At 60.3% G+C, this 16,560-nt stretch carries 26 protein-coding genes; 12 read left to right on the top strand and 14 right to left on the bottom strand.

Annotated features, from left to right (window positions below):
* Both ACVMIH_RS00390 and ACVMIH_RS00385 read left to right on the top strand, forming a co-directional pair.
* Positions 1-579, top strand: coding sequence for a DUF1214 domain-containing protein (locus tag ACVMIH_RS00390; RefSeq protein ID WP_057020198.1), 579 nt, complete (start codon positions 1-3; stop codon positions 577-579).
* Complete coding sequence (locus tag ACVMIH_RS00385; RefSeq protein WP_057020197.1) at positions 576-1,196, top strand: DUF1254 domain-containing protein; 621 nt, start codon at positions 576-578, stop codon at positions 1,194-1,196. The genes ACVMIH_RS00390 and ACVMIH_RS00385 overlap by 4 nt, the downstream gene beginning before the upstream one ends.
* Here ACVMIH_RS00385 and ACVMIH_RS00380 read toward each other — a convergent pair.
* Positions 1,193-2,035 (bottom strand): MBL fold metallo-hydrolase, encoded by an 843-nt coding sequence (locus tag ACVMIH_RS00380; protein WP_456860323.1) that lies wholly within the window; start codon positions 2,033-2,035, stop codon positions 1,193-1,195. The genes ACVMIH_RS00385 and ACVMIH_RS00380 overlap by 4 nt on opposite strands.
* 91 nt (positions 2,036-2,126) lie before the next feature.
* Here ACVMIH_RS00380 and ACVMIH_RS00375 point away from each other — a divergent pair, with 91 nt between their 5' ends.
* Complete coding sequence (locus ACVMIH_RS00375) at positions 2,127-2,987, top strand: LysR family transcriptional regulator (RefSeq protein WP_057020195.1); 861 nt, start codon at positions 2,127-2,129, stop codon at positions 2,985-2,987.
* A 1-nt stretch (position 2,988) separates the two neighbouring features.
* On the opposite strand, the gene ACVMIH_RS00370 is transcribed toward ACVMIH_RS00375, so the two are convergent.
* Together ACVMIH_RS00370 and ACVMIH_RS00365 are read right to left on the bottom strand one after the other, a co-directional pair.
* Positions 2,989-3,756 carry a hypothetical protein gene (locus ACVMIH_RS00370; RefSeq protein WP_038379546.1) on the bottom strand — a complete coding sequence of 256 codons (768 nt, stop codon included), beginning with the start codon at positions 3,754-3,756 and terminating at the stop codon, positions 2,989-2,991.
* 16 nt (positions 3,757-3,772) lie between these two features.
* Positions 3,773-3,967 (bottom strand): hypothetical protein, encoded by a 195-nt coding sequence (locus ACVMIH_RS00365; protein ID WP_026192521.1) that lies wholly within the window; start codon positions 3,965-3,967, stop codon positions 3,773-3,775.
* Between the two features lie 238 nt (positions 3,968-4,205).
* Between ACVMIH_RS00365 and ACVMIH_RS00360 the strand changes: the two genes are divergently transcribed.
* Genes ACVMIH_RS00360 through ACVMIH_RS00350 form a run of 3 tightly spaced genes read left to right on the top strand, consistent with a single transcriptional unit; the run spans position 4,206 to position 5,788 of the window.
* Positions 4,206-5,219 carry a hypothetical protein gene (locus tag ACVMIH_RS00360; RefSeq protein ID WP_456860321.1) on the top strand — a complete coding sequence of 338 codons (1,014 nt, stop codon included), beginning with the start codon at positions 4,206-4,208 and terminating at the stop codon, positions 5,217-5,219.
* Positions 5,219-5,425, top strand: coding sequence for a hypothetical protein (locus ACVMIH_RS00355; protein ID WP_456860320.1), 207 nt, complete (start codon positions 5,219-5,221; stop codon positions 5,423-5,425). The genes ACVMIH_RS00360 and ACVMIH_RS00355 overlap by 1 nt, the downstream gene beginning before the upstream one ends.
* Positions 5,426-5,428: 3 nt before the next feature.
* Positions 5,429-5,788, top strand: a complete 360-nt coding sequence (locus ACVMIH_RS00350) for a hypothetical protein (RefSeq protein ID WP_456860319.1) — start codon at positions 5,429-5,431, stop codon at positions 5,786-5,788.
* Between the two features lie 662 nt (positions 5,789-6,450).
* On the opposite strand, the gene ACVMIH_RS00345 is transcribed toward ACVMIH_RS00350, so the two are convergent.
* Positions 6,451-6,609 (bottom strand): hypothetical protein, encoded by a 159-nt coding sequence (locus ACVMIH_RS00345; protein WP_456860317.1) that lies wholly within the window; start codon positions 6,607-6,609, stop codon positions 6,451-6,453.
* A gap of 78 nt (positions 6,610-6,687) precedes the next feature.
* On the opposite strand from ACVMIH_RS00345, the gene ACVMIH_RS00340 reads away from it, so the two are divergent.
* The 6 genes from ACVMIH_RS00340 to ACVMIH_RS00315 all read left to right on the top strand — a co-directional run bounded on the left by ACVMIH_RS00340 (position 6,688) and on the right by ACVMIH_RS00315 (position 10,451).
* Positions 6,688-6,873, top strand: a complete 186-nt coding sequence (locus tag ACVMIH_RS00340) for a hypothetical protein (RefSeq protein WP_456860315.1) — start codon at positions 6,688-6,690, stop codon at positions 6,871-6,873.
* Positions 6,870-7,256, top strand: a complete 387-nt coding sequence (locus ACVMIH_RS00335) for a hypothetical protein (protein ID WP_456860313.1) — start codon at positions 6,870-6,872, stop codon at positions 7,254-7,256. Before ACVMIH_RS00340 ends, ACVMIH_RS00335 begins: the two co-directional genes overlap by 4 nt.
* 440 nt (positions 7,257-7,696) lie before the next feature.
* The gene (locus tag ACVMIH_RS00330; RefSeq protein ID WP_456860311.1) at positions 7,697-7,906 is read left to right on the top strand and encodes a DUF551 domain-containing protein; all 210 of its coding nucleotides are present in this window, start codon (positions 7,697-7,699) and stop codon (positions 7,904-7,906) included.
* 625 nt (positions 7,907-8,531) lie between these two features.
* Positions 8,532-9,092, top strand: a complete 561-nt coding sequence (locus tag ACVMIH_RS00325; protein ID WP_456860309.1) for a hypothetical protein — start codon at positions 8,532-8,534, stop codon at positions 9,090-9,092.
* A 283-nt stretch (positions 9,093-9,375) separates the two neighbouring features.
* Positions 9,376-9,795, top strand: coding sequence for a hypothetical protein (locus tag ACVMIH_RS00320; RefSeq protein WP_456860307.1), 420 nt, complete (start codon positions 9,376-9,378; stop codon positions 9,793-9,795).
* Between the two features lie 137 nt (positions 9,796-9,932).
* Positions 9,933-10,451, top strand: a complete 519-nt coding sequence (locus ACVMIH_RS00315) for an acyltransferase (protein WP_456860305.1) — start codon at positions 9,933-9,935, stop codon at positions 10,449-10,451.
* 112 nt (positions 10,452-10,563) lie between these two features.
* On the opposite strand, the gene ACVMIH_RS00310 is transcribed toward ACVMIH_RS00315, so the two are convergent.
* From ACVMIH_RS00310 to ACVMIH_RS00265, 10 genes are read right to left on the bottom strand one after another with little or no spacing between them, the layout of a single operon-like run.
* Positions 10,564-10,815, bottom strand: a complete 252-nt coding sequence (locus ACVMIH_RS00310; RefSeq protein ID WP_456860303.1) for a hypothetical protein — start codon at positions 10,813-10,815, stop codon at positions 10,564-10,566.
* On the bottom strand, positions 10,812-11,204 hold the full coding sequence (locus ACVMIH_RS00305; protein WP_456860302.1) for a hypothetical protein: 393 nt from the start codon (positions 11,202-11,204) through the stop codon (positions 10,812-10,814). The genes ACVMIH_RS00310 and ACVMIH_RS00305 overlap by 4 nt, the downstream gene beginning before the upstream one ends.
* Positions 11,205-11,216: 12 nt before the next feature.
* On the bottom strand, positions 11,217-11,381 hold the full coding sequence (locus ACVMIH_RS00300) for a hypothetical protein (protein WP_456860300.1): 165 nt from the start codon (positions 11,379-11,381) through the stop codon (positions 11,217-11,219).
* On the bottom strand, positions 11,378-11,899 hold the full coding sequence (locus ACVMIH_RS00295; protein WP_456860298.1) for a hypothetical protein: 522 nt from the start codon (positions 11,897-11,899) through the stop codon (positions 11,378-11,380). The genes ACVMIH_RS00300 and ACVMIH_RS00295 overlap by 4 nt, the downstream gene beginning before the upstream one ends.
* Positions 11,896-12,138 carry a hypothetical protein gene (locus tag ACVMIH_RS00290; RefSeq protein WP_456860296.1) on the bottom strand — a complete coding sequence of 81 codons (243 nt, stop codon included), beginning with the start codon at positions 12,136-12,138 and terminating at the stop codon, positions 11,896-11,898. Before ACVMIH_RS00290 ends, ACVMIH_RS00295 begins: the two co-directional genes overlap by 4 nt.
* Positions 12,138-13,064 carry a peptidoglycan-binding protein gene (locus ACVMIH_RS00285; RefSeq protein WP_456860294.1) on the bottom strand — a complete coding sequence of 309 codons (927 nt, stop codon included), beginning with the start codon at positions 13,062-13,064 and terminating at the stop codon, positions 12,138-12,140. The genes ACVMIH_RS00290 and ACVMIH_RS00285 overlap by 1 nt, the downstream gene beginning before the upstream one ends.
* 52 nt (positions 13,065-13,116) lie before the next feature.
* Positions 13,117-13,959 carry a hypothetical protein gene (locus ACVMIH_RS00280; protein WP_456860292.1) on the bottom strand — a complete coding sequence of 281 codons (843 nt, stop codon included), beginning with the start codon at positions 13,957-13,959 and terminating at the stop codon, positions 13,117-13,119.
* Between the two features lie 9 nt (positions 13,960-13,968).
* Positions 13,969-15,666, bottom strand: a complete 1,698-nt coding sequence (locus tag ACVMIH_RS00275) for a hypothetical protein (RefSeq protein ID WP_456860290.1) — start codon at positions 15,664-15,666, stop codon at positions 13,969-13,971.
* Complete coding sequence (locus ACVMIH_RS00270; RefSeq protein WP_456860288.1) at positions 15,663-16,220, bottom strand: hypothetical protein; 558 nt, start codon at positions 16,218-16,220, stop codon at positions 15,663-15,665. The genes ACVMIH_RS00275 and ACVMIH_RS00270 overlap by 4 nt, the downstream gene beginning before the upstream one ends.
* A complete protein-coding gene (locus tag ACVMIH_RS00265) occupies positions 16,217-16,558 on the bottom strand; it encodes a hypothetical protein (protein WP_456860286.1) in 342 nt (113 codons plus the stop codon). Before ACVMIH_RS00265 ends, ACVMIH_RS00270 begins: the two co-directional genes overlap by 4 nt.
* Between the last annotated feature and the right edge of the window lie 2 nt (positions 16,559-16,560).

Below are 16,560 nucleotides of genomic sequence, written 5' to 3'. Positions count from 1 at the left end.
GTGCGGCTCCTCCTCACCACTTTGCTGGCACTCGTCATCGCCACCGCCGTCGGCCTCGGCCTGACCTACGCGACGGCGACCCGCGGCACCGATCTCGGCACGCTGAAGATCGGTGCCTGGACCGCGCGGCCGAAGAGCGGCACCTCCGATGTCGATCCCTACTCGCGCGCCACCATCGCGCGCAGCGGCGAGTTGCCGATCGGCACCGGCGACGGCATCGCGTTCTCGGCGACCACAGACGACAAAAACAAGCCGCTCGACGGCCGCTGCGACATCGTGGTCAGCGGCGTGACGCCGGCGGCGCGGTTCTGGACGCTGACGCTGTTCGACCGCAAGGGGCACCTGGTCGCCAACACGCTGCAGCGCTACGGCTTCACCAGCCAGGAGATCATGCGCGCCTCCGACGGCACGTTCGAGATCCACATCGCCTCGCGCTCGCGCGCCGGCAACTGGCTGCCGACCGGCGGCATCGAGCGCTACGCGCTGATGCTGCGGCTCTACGACACGCCGGTCGGGGTCGCGACCCGCACCCAGCGCGACGCGCCGATGCCGTCGATCACAACGACGGGCTGCCCATGATCCGCGTGCTGCTCACCATCCTCGCAGGCGTGCTGCTCGGCGGCGTGGTGCATCTCGTCAGCGTGCTGGCGCTGCCGCGCATCGCCTCGCAGGACGCCTATTCGCGGCTAACGCCGATGACCAAGCTCAACGAGGTGACGCAGCTGCCGCTGGCCGACCCGAGCCATTCGCCGATGCCGCTGATGGATCCGGCCTTCGCGGTGGCGATCTGCCGCTACGATCTCTCGACCGGGCCGCTCAAGCTCACCGTGCCGGTCAGCCAGGCCTATACGTCGGTGTCGTTCTACACCCGCAACGAGGTCGCCTATTACGCGATCAACGACCGCTCGGCCGGCAAGAAGGTGATCGAGCTCGACCTGATGACGGAAGCGCAGCACAACGAGCTGCCGGAGGACGAGGAAATCACCGCTGCCGACCGGCTGATCATCGACTCGCCGACCTCAACCGGCCTGATCCTCCTGAAGGCGCTGGCGCCGGAGCCCGGCTTGATGCCGCAGGCGCAGGCCTCGCTCGCCGCCTCCTCCTGCAAGGTGCAGACCGAGCCGGTCGCGGCCAAGCAGGAGGCGCCGCCGCCGCTGCCTGTGCCGGCCCCGCCGCCTGCGGCACGCAAGCGCTAGCTCGCGGCGAGCGCGTGCCGGCCGCAGCGGCAGGTCTCGTAGTCGACGGGATCGTGGCTGTTGACGATCGTCACATCAGCGCCATGCGCCGCCTTCAATTGCCGCAGCCGCTCCTGGTTCTGGATGCGCATCGCGCGATCCATGTCCGCCCGGCGCTGGAACATGCCGAGCACCAGCGGGATCCGCGGCCTGGCGTCGAGCTGCGCGTGGTGGAAATAGGCGTCGCCGGCGTGCAGCAGCCACCTGTCCTTGTCGCGCACCGCGATCCCGCAATGGCCGAGCGTGTGGCCCGGCAACGGGATCATCAGAATGTCCGGCTCGCGGTCGCCGAGCGCGCGCACGCTCTTGAAGCCGAACCAGTCCTCGCCGCCGGCACCATAGAACGTCCAGTCCGGCCCGTGCTGCCACTGCGCCGTGATGTAGCGCCCCTGCGGCGGCGTGACCTGATGCGTCACCGCCATGTCGTACTCCTTGCGATGGACGTGCACCCTGGCCTTCGGAAAGTCCGGCACGCCGCCGGCGTGATCGCGATCGAGATGCGTCAGCAGCACATGGCGCACATCGCCCGGCGAGAAGCCGAGCGCCTTGACCTGCCGCACCGCCGTCTCGGCCGGATCGAGCCGCGGCGTCGTCTGCCGCACCCATTTGCGTCCGAGCCGCGGCGGGTCGCCGATGTCGTCGAGCCCGATCCCGGTGTCGACCAGCACGAGGCCGTCATTGCTCTCGACCAGCAGGCAATGACAGACCATCCGCGCCCGTTGGAAGATGCTGCCGCTGCCGTTCACGAGCCGCTTTCCGATCGGGCACATCGTGCCGGTGTTGAGATGGTGGATGCGCATGACAAGTCCTCCGCTGTAACAGGCGCAGACTTGCCACTCGCATTTCCATAGGTAAAATATTGTATTTCTATCGATGTGATAGGATGTGCCTATGGATATCCGCGAACTCCGCTACTTCGCCGCAGTCTACCGCGAGCGCAACCTGACCGCCGCGGCGAAGCGCTGCTTCATCTCGCAGCCGTCGATCTCGGCGGCGATCACCAATCTCGAGGCCGAGCTCGGCACCACGCTGTTCATCCGGCACAAGAAGGGCATGGCCCCGACCGCCTCAGCCGCGCAGTTTCACGGCATCGCCCGCAGGATCATCGACGAGGCGGACGCGGCGCGAAATCTCTTCCGCAAGCCCGCGACGCGGCAGGCGCTGACGCTCGGCCTGTTGCGGACGCTCGATCAGGCCCGGACCATCGCGTTGCTGAAGCCGTTGACCGGCAATACCGATCTTGCGCTCCGGCTGGTCGGCGCCAGCGAGAAGGCCGACGCGCGGATCGTCGCCAAGACCATGGTCGGCGCCGGCGAGCACTTCATCCTGCTGTGGAGCGAGCGCTATGTCGCGGCTCTGCCGCCCTCGCATCCCCTGACGCTGAAGGAGACGCTGCGGACCACCGACTTCGCCGGCGTTCCGATGATCGATCGCTGCCATTGCGAGCAGCAGGAATTCTTCAAGCGCACGTCACCGCCGCGAAAGCCGGTGGCGATCGCGGAATCCGAGGAGTGGGCGATGGCGCTGGTGGCAGCCGGAGTCGGCATCGCCATCGTCCCCGAGGGCGTGGCGCGCGGCAATCCTGATGTCGCAATGCGCGCGATCGATATCGACGTGACGCGCCAGGTCGGCCTCGCCTACCCCTCGGCCCACCCGCCCTCCGATGCGCTGAAGGCATTCATTGCGAGCTTGCCACGGCAAGCCAACAGTCGCCGGGTCAAATCGACGGCGAAGAAAACGAAGCGTGCCTAGACTAGCCCTTCGTCACCACGGCCTGGCCCGTCACCGGCGCGGAGATGAGCGGCGCATTGGCGGTGAGCCGGGCGAGTTCGTTGATCTGGCGTTCGGCGTCGGCGGCCATGCCGTCGGGCGCCTGGATCACCAGTCGCTCCAGCGCCCAGCGATAGGACGAGATCCGCCGCTCCAGGGCCTGCTGGACCCATTGCACGATCAGCGTGTTCTCTTCCATCCGCGCCACCGCATCGGCCCGCTCGCGCGGCGACACGTCGGCGATCATGTGGAGGCTGGCATTGCGCTTGCGATCGAGCTCGATCACCTGGATCGCGGTGGCGAAGAACGGCTCGAAGCGGGTGATGTCGTCGCGCACCTCGTCGATCAGCAGCGAATAGCGCGAGGCGAACGAGCGATGCGGCTCATCGATCAAATTGCGGCCATAGGCGGTGCGATCGAACACGACCCTCTGCCGCCACGGCGATGGCAGCGGCTGGTAGTCGCCGAATACGCTCTTCCATGCCGGACGCGACAGCGGCGGCTCGATGAACTGATAGGCGAGGTCGCGCAGCTGACGTTCGTGTTCGGTGAGCTGGAATTGCGAAGCGTTCTTGCCGATGCTGCCGGTCGCCTCGGCACCGATCCAGCGATGCATATCGTCGTTGCGGAAATCGGCGCGGGTGCGGCCGAAATCGCCGCCGCTGCAGCCGGCGAGCGCCGAGCCTGCCAGCAGCAGGATCAGCGCCGGGAGTGACCGCCGCGCGACGGTCCGCTGCACAAGCTCCGGCATTGCCCGATGTCCGCGATCAGGAGCGGCGTCGGCGACGGCGGCCCTGCGCAGTGCCCTGCTCCGGTCCGCGACCACCGCCGGTCTCCTCCGTCGTTCGCTCGATCCGGACGACGGGAAGGATCAGTACGGTCCCCATGCCTTCGCCGGCAGCACCGGCCATGCCCGGCCGCCGTGCAGCCGCATCCGCCGGAAACTCAACGATGGTGCCCATGTTCCGTTCTCTCTGGCCCCGCACGGACATGATTTGCCCCGCGCATGCCGAGTTAAGAACGCGCATGGTTAATGACATCTTAAGCCGCCGGTACGGACGGTTACGGATATGGCGCTGTGCCTTAATAGACACGCGCAAATTCGAGCATTCACCTTCACGGCTTGTTTTCCTTAACTGCCTCTTACCGTTAAGTCATTGATCCGGAATGCATTCGGTCCTCGCAAAAACGGGGAAGGCAATGAACATAGGCACTTCTAATGCTCTCTGCGGGCTGACGCTTAGCCAGCTTATCGAAGACTATAAAACCGAACCGGAATCGACGTGGCACGGCCTGCGCTGGCACGTCCGTCAGAACCACGAGAGCCTGCTCCGGCGCCTGATCGCCGACCATGGCGACCGCGATCTCTCAAGCATCGACACCCGCGATCTGAAGGCCTGGCACCGGGCGTGGACCGAGGGCGGGAAAATCGCCACCGGATCGTCCTTCATTGGCAAGCTGCGCACCATCATGACCCACGGCGCGCTGCTCCTGCCGCACGGACAGCCCCGCATGGAGTGCATCAGGGTCAAGGCCCTGCTAAAGGATCTCCGGTTCCCGCAATCGCCGCCCCGGGAAGTCTGGTTGACGGCTGAGCATGTCATCGCAATCCGAAGGAAGGCGCATGAGTGGGGCTCGCATTCAATCGCCCTTGCTCAGGCCATCCAGTTCGAACTGATCCTGCGGCAGAAGGATGTGATTGGCGAGTACGTGCCTTTCGCCGAACCCGGCGAATCCAACGTCGTCTGGCGCGGGCAGAAGTGGCTGCGCGGCCTGCGGTGGTCTGAGATTGGCGAGGACATGGTCCTGCGCCACACGACCAGCAAACGTCTGAAGAAGCTCGAGGTTGACCTGAAGCTCAGCCCCATGGTTTTGGAGGAGTTGCGATACTGGCAGGACTTCCGCCACGGCGACGCGCCCATCGTCATCAACGAAGGCACCGGCGCCCCGTGGCTCGCCTCCGAGTTCCGCCGGAAGTGGCGCCAGATTGCCAATGCCGCCGGCATCCCCAAGAACATCCGATCGATGGATTCGCGCAGCGGCGGCATCACCGAAGCCTCCGACGCTGGCGCCGAGATGGAGCACATCCGTCAGGCTGCCACGCATTCGGACATTGCCATGACCGGCCGATATTCGCGCAACGCCGCCGGCAAGGTCGCCGCGGTCCAGCGCAAGCGCCTCGAGCACCGGGCCGCACTCTCGGAGGGCCAGTGATGACAAGTCACGCACAGAAGGCCCTGTCGATCGCCGATCGGGTCGTGACGATGGCGGAGAATGGCCTAGGCCCGCTTGAGCGAACCATCAAGGAATGGCCGGCCGAGTTCCGAGCAATCATTTGGGACGCCGTAGCCGAGATTGCTGTTCGGCGCGCTGAAGCCGCGCGGAGATCCCCCGCCCCGGCCGAACTGACGAAGGAGTGAAGAATGGAAGACCCGGTTAAAGCGCTCCTATGGCTCGCTGGCCTTTGTTTTTCGGGCGGGCTGCGTCAGCGCCTCGTTCATGGCTGGCGCCGCCTTGGCAGGTCGCTGGCTGAAGTGGGCGCCCGTCAATCTGACGATCAAGATCGAAGACCACCGCGATATTCAGTAGGGAGCACCGAGATGGCTGAAAAGCGGTGGCACCGATTCCGCCATTACCAGGGACGATGGTCAACGTTTGATCAGATCGAGGAATGCGAGCGGCCGGCCAAATGGTGCTGCGGGTGCGAGTTCAAACATCCGTTTTGTACTGAAATGGGCAAGGTGCTTGACGATCAGCAAACGAACGCCGAGGGCGTGAGATGAGTCATGAATTTATTCTGCCCATTGCCTTGGTGGTTTTCGTCGCCTTTGGCCTTGGGGTCTACTGTGGCCGTTCGTGACCGAGGAGTGAAACCTAGATGCTGAAAGCTATCGCCCCACCCGTAATCGCGATCCTGATAGTCGCCGCGATTTTCGTCTACCGCTCGGGACAGCATTTGCCTCTCCTCGATGGCTGCTCTTCCAAACATCAGGAGGATTGCCGATGATTCGAGCACCTAGAGAGCGCGGATATTTGGCCCTATTGGACGTTTGCTACGAGGAGGTCCACCACGACCTACCCGATGATTTGTTCGCCGATGACACCGAAACCGACGACATGGACGAGAAGAGCGATGCACATCACGAATGACGCGAGTCTCCGGCGCGCTGGATATGTCTACGATCGCAATGGCGTTGGAACGCCGCTCAGCGCTCAGCCATCGATCAACTGGAAACACGTTGATGGCCCGCTCCTCTATTGCTCGGACGGCCAATTGCATTGGCTAACGTGGAGCGAACGCATCCGACTGTTCTTTGGGTTGGCTGACATCCACGATATCGATTTTGAGCGCCGAAGATGATCGACTGCGATCACGACCGTGACGGCAAGATCATTGAAATCGGAGAAAATGGTTGGGCATCTACTTGCTCCAAGTGCGGAGCGATTACCCCTTCCGCTGGCGCCGGCGCAGCTCGCGCTCGATCGCCTCACGGATCAGGTCAACTCGCGCCTCCCCGTCGTGCAGTGCAGCATCGATCTGCTCCAAAGCCTCCGTCGAGAGAGGAAGAGTGATCCGTTCGGCCCAAAGTTTTTTTCGTCCCATGGCTCTTTTTTCGTATATACGATATTGACGACAACCCGAATATATCGTACATACGAAACATCAGCAAGGGAGATCGACATGACCGCCAAGACCTTTAAGAACCAAGCCGAAGCCGTCGCCCTCCTCGGACCGCTCTACAAGTCCGGCAAGATCGACACGTTCACCCCGGTCACCGCGTTCGGAAAGACCACGGTCAAGGTCTGGTTCTGCGGCGGCTGGAAGCCCCTGACCGAAGCCCTCCTCAACACACTGGTGGCAGCATGACCCGCACCTATTACCAAGATTTTGTCAAAGACGACGGTACCCACGTCACTGTTGAATACACCTATAAGCCTGGGTCCGATACGACCTATTCGCCAATGAACGGCGCTTGCGGAGGCGACCCGTGCGAGGTTTCGGTTGGCGACTCTTGGCCCAGGTCAGATGAATACGATCGCTTCCACGGGCGCCTAACCGCGCTTGAGGCTGTGGAGATGGGCTTTCGATCGGCTCATTGGTACGAAGAAAAGGCCGAACTGGAAGCGAAGATCGCAGAGGGCGACAAATTGGCCGAGCTATCCGATGCCGAGCGTCTGCGCATGGAAAATTGGCTAATCGAAAATCACAAGTACGATCCCGAGGAATACGAAGATCAGAATGGATTTTGATGCGGATGAGTTTACCAGCACCCAGAGCGCCCCTGAATAAAGGTAAGTGCATCGACGGCCGGGGATATGAGGGATCGCGGATGCACCGCGAAGGGCTCACTGTATGGGAGCCGGCTGGCCCTCAGAGTTACATCAAGCTTCGGGGGATCGGAGCATACGGCGCTCTACCGTCGCGCCGGCGACTACTACAACGGAGAGTGTGAGCCCTGAGTGATCTTGGCTTTGCGCGATCCCCCGGAGACTGAACTTGTTATCACTCTTGATGACCAAGCCTTGCGCGAGTTCAAGGAAGCTTCCGAGCGAATTGCTAGTCACCACACCTGAGACTATCCCGGTGCTAGATGCAGAGCTTAAGCCTACGGGCCAGGAAAGCCGAACAGGGACTGCGAAATCCCGACCGGGACCAAACTTATACGCACTCTTGAGCAGGGAGAGATTTGATGGAATGGCAGCCGATCGAGACCGCACCAAGGGACAACAGCGCCGTGCTAGTTTACGTCCCGATGAAAACGATCAAGTTTATGGCGACGGCTTTCTGGGATACCGTCGCATGTGAGTGGCGCGTGGCGTGGACCGGCCTCGACAACAAACCGAGCGCGATCAAGGATCCGACCCATTGGATGCCACTGCCCGCTCCTCCGCAATCCTAAACAGGCACCGCCATGGACCTACAAGGCTACATCGATTTGATCTGCTACTCGGCCGTGATTGTTGGTGGAGCGACGCTGCCGGTCCTAGCTTGGATATTCGATTTCTAAACAGCGACTATAGCCCAGCCGAAGGTGGCGCAAATAACATCGGCAGTTGGAGGAGAAAGCCTGTGATTAGCTTCTCAGCAAGAAAACGACGGCTCTGTGGACGCCCAATAGTGGTCACCGTTCTGTGGAGTGCGTGCCAAGATTCTTGCTTTTCTCTGATCCAACATTGCGAGGCGTCTGGTGATGCGCCACGTCCGATCGGTTCCGGCCGAGGTGTCCCCGGACACGGGACGGCTTGGCGGCCAGGTTCGATCCCTGGTCCTCGCTCCACTTACTTTTCGTCCTAAGCCAGAGGTGGGCATGACCCAACACGATCTCATGGTATTGAAGATGATGGCTGGCACCATGATCTCCGGAGTCGGGTTGATTGCCATTGCCTACGGCGCCGGCCTGATCTGGCGCAATTGGGGATGGTGAAGCTGAGATTCCTCCTGACCGTGGTTTTCCGGTCACGGTAGCTGCCTAGCGCCCGGCCCTCTTTTGTGGCATTCTGGGGCATTATTTCGAGGGATTTTTCATGAAGATTGTTGGATCAGCGCCGATTCTGGCTGTTTGCGTTCTGCTGTCTGTCCCGGCCCTGGCCGCGGAGCCTGAGACTCAGCAGAAGAATGGGCCTCCACCGCGGGAGCGTACCGGCCCTACGACAAGCGGCGACGTAATCACCCAGGCAGCGATACCGGCTCCGGAAAACGGAAACATCATCGTTAAATTCGGCGAGACCACCAAGATCTATTTCAAGCGACCGATCAAGTCGGTTCGTCTCGATGATGATCTTCTCGTCAAGGTCATGCCTTTGTCTGACCATACCGTCGCCTTCACTGGATTGTCGCCGGGGCGCGCCAGCGTGACCGTTGAATCGAAGGACGGCAAAACTGATAGCTGGGGCCTGGTCAGTGTGGTGCGTGAGCCGCATATCGTGAAGATCTATCAACAGGGCGAAATAAATAAGCAAACTGGCGAGCGCCGGTCAGACAGTAGTTCGGCCGTCGGCGGCTATGTCACGCTGAGCTGTAACGAAATCGGCTGCACCGAGCTGGAGCCGGAGCTCCAGCCGAAATGGCCGGTCGGTCGCCCCTGAAGCAAAGAAGAGCCCGACGGTCACTGACCTGCAACACTCGGCAGCATTAGCTGAAATGACTAGAAAGATTTTTTCACCCCTGCCCACTCAGGGGTTCCATATTCTTTTCTGACCGGTTATGTAGGTTGCTGATTTTATCTGATGCAACCTCAATTTTGCCCCTCATGCACTCAATTGCACTAGCGGCCGGCGTAACCGTGCTCCTCGTCCTCTGCTGGCTAGTAGCCTATCGCGCTGGCTTTCGTAAAGGTCGAGAGGCTGGGATGACGGACGGATTCCAGCTTTGGCAAGGGCAACGTTCCAACTCCGCAAAGTCAGTGAAGTGCCCTTAAATTTTTCGAACACCTCGCTTGTCGTGATCGGCTCAACGCTATTCGCCATCGCTTCGAGCACATTCCTCTATGCGATTCCCCCCAGCAGAATTGACCAAGGCCTTCTCCGTGGCACCTTTCGTCTCTATCGCGGGCACGCGTACCTAATCCCCGTCAAGTACGTCGATGGCGATCTTAGAACGGCTCATCTGTACGAAGATGACAAGCTGCTAGGTCCAGCTAACAGCACTCCACCTGAAATCGAAGCGAATGGTGCGGGACGATTTGCTCTCATCAAAGATTACATCGGCTACCAAGGACCAGTCTTGTTGCTTTCAACAAGCGACAACACGGATCCAAACGCAAACGGCAGAAAATATCACCTCAAATAGAAGAAGACTTGGACGTAAAGGGTTAAACCCATGTGGTGGACAATTCTGGTGGGTATATTGGTCGTCGTTGGCCTTGTCTCCCTTGTCGCCATCCTAGTTCGCGCAATACTTCGTGAGGTCGGAAATCGACCACAAATATGAACTGGAATTTCAATTATCTCGCAAAAGTAGCTCTCGGCCGATCAACGTGTGAATTGGCTCCAGGAGCGAAAATTGGTTCTAAAGCCAGAATATTAAATCCGCGAGACAGCAACCGTTATATCCGAGTTGGCCGCAATACATTCGTCAATGGCGAACTCTGCGCCCTTCCTCACGGCGGAGACATTGAGATCGGACAGCGCTGCTATATCGACGTTGGGGTTCGCATTTGGTCCGGCGTCTCGATAAAGATCGGAGATGACGTAATCATAGGACCGAATGTCAACATCTTCGACAACATCTCACATCCGTTATCAGCAACGAAACGCAAAGTGCAGGCTATTTCGATCTTCACCATTGGCCACCCCAAAGACATGGGAGGCCTGCTTCTTGACAAACCTGTCAATATCGGAAGCGGGTCTACAATTGGAGTTGGCGCATTCATTCTGAGAGGCGCCACTGTGGCGCCAAACTCAATCGTGCCGCCGGGCACGATCGTGACCAAGAGCTTCCCTTAAACAAAAAAAGGCCAGGCCACCTCGCGGCAGCCGGGCAAGTCTAGGGAGGAAACGGCCTGAAGGCATTCAGGCTGAGCATCGCCGGGTCAGACATGCCGGCGATTGGGATTGGCTACAGCTTGCAGCTGCGCCGAATTTGCCAAATCTGACGAAGTGAAAGACCGCTTTCGATCGCGAGAGCCATCGCCCTCACCTTTCCGACCTCAGCCACGACGCGACGCGCGTCTTCGCAGGTGTATCCGTTAAACTTCGGCTCCTCAGCGTGCGCGGTTGATAGGTAGGCGACCACCAGGAGAACGATCGAAGTGGCGAGGACAATGACGGTCCATACCGCCAAATCGCCAATGCAGCGCATCTGCTTCATTGTTTTTTGGAAGCTATGAGCGCTTTGAGATCCCTGATGTCTTCGCGGTACTCTTCACGGAAATCCCGGAAATCGTCCTTCAGCATGAACCGCTTTTCGACATCGAGCTTGAGATCGTCGTGTTGGCGACGGATGCCGTCGAACGACTCCTTGAATTGAGCCACCAACAGATCATTTCCGTCTTCGACTTTCTGAGCATGCGAGGTCATGTCCTTCCTCACTTCCTCCCGAAGAGCCGTAATCTTGCCGGTGTAATCGTCCTTGACGGCCTGCTCAGCCTTCGCACTGGAGCGGCCCCATTTCCAGATTCCAATAAAGACGCCGCCAGCCCCCGACGCCAATGCAATGATCGCCTTGATGGCGAGTTCGCCCCATTCAGCCCCCGCCATCTGCACTTATCTTCACAGCTTGCGCGCTGCTGCTGCAATCGCATCCGCCTTGGCATGAAGCTTTGCAGAGAGGGCATTTGCGCCAATCACGAGCACCTGGATGCGCTCCTTAAAAAACCAGACCACAGCGCCGCCGGCAGCGAATCCGATTGCGCCCGAGATAAGCCAGGTCGTCATGAGGAAGTCCCTTTCGTGGAGGTGGTTTGTTGCGTGACTGCGAGGGTCGCGGCCATCTTCTGTTGACCGCGGAGCATCATGCGGTCGCCGAACCAGAAGCCGATGATCGCGCCGAACATGGCTTGGGTTTCCGCCGGCCACATCAGTTTGACCAGTTGCCCGAGGTCGTATCCGTTGTTCACACCGTAGATGAACAAGCCGATTTCCATCAGAACCCAAAGGTGGAAGAAAACCAGCGTGACGTAGGGGCGGACAAATACTGCCAGCGCGTCAACAAACTTGTTGCCAGAAGGGCCGTTGCCAAAACTGTAAATAGCGTCTGCCTGTCGAACATCAGCCTGAGCGTTAGCGAGATCGACCTGTAGAGCGACGCCTTCCTTTTGAGCCTGTAGCTGGAGCTGAGCCATTGCGAGTTGCTGGGCATTGTTGGCCTTCAACGTGAATAGTTGAACGATGGCCGGCACCATGCCAGCGAGCGCGCCAAGGATCGCTGGCAGAGCGGCGAGTATCGCGATCATGGTTTGATCACCCTATCCAGCGTCGCGTCTTTCGCGCTTGACGAGGCTGAAGAACCGATCCAGTAGCCGACAACTGCCGTGAAGTTCGTGGCGAGCGCGCCAAGAAGGATCGACAGGATTTCCGGGACCGGATTCCCGTCAAGCTTCCGAGTCATGTAGATAACAGTGATCCCGATAAAACCGCTAACCACGACAACAGAAACCAGAACGCGGCCCCAATCATTCAGACGTCCAATCATCAGCCCACCTTCGCCTTGAAGAGATCGAGAAAGCGCCCCCAGAACGTCGGCGCCAGATCCGCACGCGCCTTTGTACCTGGCGGCGGCAGCGTGATCTCAGGCGGTACCGGCATCGTCGGGACAGGCTTGCCAACCGCCAGTGCAGCCTCGATAGCTGCGCTTGTTGCCGGGCCCACCAAGCCGTCCACCACAAGGCTCTTGGTCATTTGGAACGCGCGCACAGCATTGCGGGTAGCTGGCCCGACAATGCCATCGACAACCAACGGCGGGTTTGCGCCGAGGGTGTTCAGCGAACTCTGCAGCCATACGCCGTCCTGCACGTTCCCGGTCGCCGGCAACGGAGGGTTGGCGATTGCCGGCGCCCCATCGAACTTGATCGACGGATCAAGCTGCATCATCGCCATCAACAGCCCTGCGCAGCCGAGCTGCACATCGACCTCCTCAGGATCAAAAACACCGTCCGCGACATACTTCCCGCGGCTGTATTGATCCGTTCCGGACCACACATAGGGAGACGGCAGGCCGCGCTTGTAGTAGCCGAGCCCATTGTACTGCTCGAGCAACGCCAGCGTTCCACCGATGCTCCAATCCTTGTTGCGGGCCGCGAAGGGCCCACAATTCACCAACGCATCATAAGCGCCGTCCTCCCAAGTCTTGAACGGGCCTCGTCCCTTTGGGATATGCGTAGAGACTTTGTTCAGCGGGTCCCCCTGCCCGAGCTGGGTGTTCCAGTTCTGGGAAGCCTCGCGCTCATGAGCAACAGCGATGAACGGCCACGGAACGCCAGTCTTGGCGGATACCGCCTGGTAGCGAGCCTTGGCCTCTGGCGCGACGAGCCGCTTTGCGACGCCGGTAAAGTTCCGCGTCAACTTGGCCTTTGCCCAGCGTGCAGCGTTCGCGGCCTTGAGGGCAACGAGGTCAGTCATTGGATCTCCAAAGAAAAAGCCGCCCGAGGGCGGCTGAAACTCGCGCGTCTGCCTAATTGACCGCAGAACTGTTAGCCCAGTTCATTTGAGATGACCCTGAGCGCAAGCCAGACACACAGCAGTACGATGCTGTATTGTCGTTCGAGATCGAAACGCCGCCTAGCGCGCCGATCGATACAAACCGAGCGTTGACCCCAGAGCATTGTGTCAGGATGATCTGGTTACAGGTTTGAATGTCGATGACGATGCCCGCGGACGGTACACATGCTGTTCCGGAAATAGCGAGCGCACCGGCATATTGAGACTGGGATCCGGCGGGATAGATGCCTCCACCGTGCCACCACAAACCATCGCAGCCCTTAAATGCCGCTGATGCATAATTTGCGCCGAACATGATCACGTTGCGCAGTGCGTTGACTCTACATCCTTTGGCGCCAGTCGCCTTGAGCGATCCATCAAAGCGGACCATGTAGTCTGGACAGATGTTGTCGAGCGTCGATAGATTTAGGTCTTCCAGCACCAAATTGGTCATCGTGAGATCGGCGGTTGCTTTCGCCGCGATCAACGTACCTCCGCCGAGTTGGTTCTTGATGAAGAACCCACCAAATCTGGTCCCGTCAGCGCCAGGAGCGAACTCGATCATTCCGTTATCAGAGACCGCTTCTGCGTAATTCTTGATCAGCATCGCGCCAGTATTCGACTGACCAGCACCAATCCAGTGCGCACAGAAATCCAGCTTTTCCGGCCTACTGTCGAAACGGTAGGTGCCCTTGGGAACGCTGATGTTCTTGCCACTTGCCTTCGCTGCAGCCGTCATCGCGTTCCAAGCTGCAGTGACACAAGCCGAGCCGTCGTTCGCCGCGCCGAAGTAGGAAAGCGAGATTCGATCCGTCATCGTCGGCCTTTATGAGTTATAGAACTCTTCAACGATGATATAGCCGGCCGCACCAGCTCCTCCGGCTGCGCCAGAACCGCCCGCCGTCCCGCCAGTGCCACCAGCACCAACAGTGTAGGTGTAAGATGCTGCCGGCGTGCCGAGAACGAACTTGCAAGTCCCGCCCGCGCCACCGCCACCGCCCGACACGTTACCCGTTGTCGCCGTCGCCCCGCCGCCACCGCCGCCGGTATTCGTGCCGCCCGAGAGCGGAGCCGAGGTATTGCCGAACTGCGCTCCCGCGCCGCCGCCGCCCATGGTGGAAGAGCCGCCCATGCCGCCTTGCGATTGCACGTTAGCATTGCCCTGCCCACCGCCGCCGTTGACCGTGGTAAGGTTGCAGCTACCGGTCCAGCTGCCGCCAGCTACAGCAGCGCCGCTATTGCCACCACCTCCGGTGGCCGAGGCGAAAGGTGCGGTGCAGGCGGCGCCAGAGGTATTCCAACAGGTCGCCCCGCCAGCGGAGCCCGCTCCGGCGCTGGTGCCCGAGGCCTGACCACCACCGCCCCCGCCGATCAGCGTCACGCGAATCCACTGGACGTTTGCTGGCGTATTGTAGGTGCCCGAACCCGACGTGAAGACCTGTGTAGTCGGCAGCGTGCGCCGAGCAGCAGTCAATTCGATGACGTTGCCGGCGGTCGTGTCGATGCCGTTTCCGGTCGTAAACGAGCCGGTCTTTGCGTCGATCGAAGCAACAGAGCCCGCAGACGCGATCGACGAGACAGTCGCTTTCTTCAGCGCGCCAGCCGCGGCTTGATCGGAAAGAAGAACGTAGTCGCCAGCTCCCGGGCTGGCCTTTGATGTCAGTGTCGAGATATCTACTGCGGTCGGAGACGCAGACGAACCGGTTGCGTTGGCGACGAGCGTATTTGCAGCTTGGGTAGTAAGGCCCGAAAGCGGCAGTCCAGTCGCGTTAGTGAGGGTGCCCGAAGTCGGGGTACCAAGGGCTCCAGAGAATCCGACGAGGCCGCCAGATGCATTCAAGGCATTTGCAGATGCGGTTGCAACACCGGTCCCAAACGCAATCTTAGTCGTAGCGATAGCGGCACTTGAGAAGACGTTGGCATCAACGATAAGCTGACAAGCAACGTTGCTGGAACCGTTGCGCCCCACGACGCCCCCCGTGGGGCAGGCGATATCGGTTGGCGCCGCGACCCCCGCGGTGCCGTTGGCCTTGACGGTATTCGCAGCCATGGTCGCAAGGTTGGCATTCGCAACAGGCGAAGTGACAAAGCCACCCGCGCCATTCGTGGCGATGCCGAGCGCAGTTGCAACTCCGGTTCCGAGGCCAGTAATGCTGCCAACAGCGGGCGTGCACGTCGTTTGTGATGCCGCTGTTATCAGGCCCTTGGCGTTGACCGTGATGGTCGTGCAGTTGGTCGCCGAACCGAACGAGCCAACGTTCGAATTGACCGTCGCTAAAGTGAGTGCACCAGCAGCCGAGAGTGTCGCATCGCCGGACATTGTTCGGCAGATTGGATCTGCTGCGGCTTGGCCGACCGCGAGTTGGGCGGACGTGCACAGCAGCGACGCATATCCAGTCGTCCCCGGCCCCTTCCCGATCGCAAAAGCGTGGTTCGTGACCGCGCCGGAATTCTGGGCGAGTGCCGATGAGGCAAGAAAAAAGGCCGCCGAAGCGACCGCGAGAAGCTTATGTAGATGTTTCACAGTGCGTATCCAACTCCAGCGATGGGCCGCAAGAACACACTTCCTGTGTCTCCCGCGATCGTCCATGACGTAAGACCGCCCGGGAACTTGTCGGCCCCGGCAAGATTGATCGTGATGTTGTTGGTGCCGGCGTCGCCCTTCCAATCCGAGATCAAGACGGGGCACGTTTTGGCCGACGCAAGCGGCAGCGTGAGCGTGATCGGCGCTCCGACCGCCTGATCTACGCGAACGATACCGGCATTGTTGAGAATCGGAACAGGGCCAGCCGCGGTGATGTGCTGATCAATCTGCGTCGTGCTGGCGATCAGCGCCGAAAGCGTGATCTGCTTGAAGATGCCCGCACCAATGTCATACACCGCCACGAGCGTGGCAGCCGGATCAAGGATCGCTGAGGAATCCAAGATTGTGAAGTCCGGCCTAAAGACGTAGCCGCTACCAACACGCTCGACGACAAGAAATGGATTGGCAGCAACGTTCGCCGGGAAGCGAACGTCCATCTTCCCCCTGATGGTCGGCTTGGGGAGAACCTTAATCTTGAGGAGTGCAGTCGTCATAAGCGCGCCACTCCTGAGACGACGGCAAGAGATCCTGTGAACAGCGAAATTGTGTCACCGTTCAACGAGTACACGCCACCGATCTGATACGACGCGGGGCACAAGCAGGCCATCTCGCTTGCTGGCACGTCCAATTCGAATGTGCCTGGAGCTGTGATGGTGATCTTCCCGTTACCGGTAGACGCGCAGATGCGGCGGCATCCGTCATAATCCTTCACATCGATTTCGATCGTCGCGCCCGTGAAATCGATCAGGTCTCCGGTATCCGAATCTGTGAACTCGAACACCGTTTTCCAGTCAGCGTTGTTCGTCGCCGCAGCGTTCAGGATGATGGACATCC

This window comes from Bradyrhizobium sp. USDA 4503 (assembly GCF_054055815.1).
Note: the sequence above shows the minus strand (reverse complement) of the source record. Positions and strands in the feature narration are given on the sequence as shown.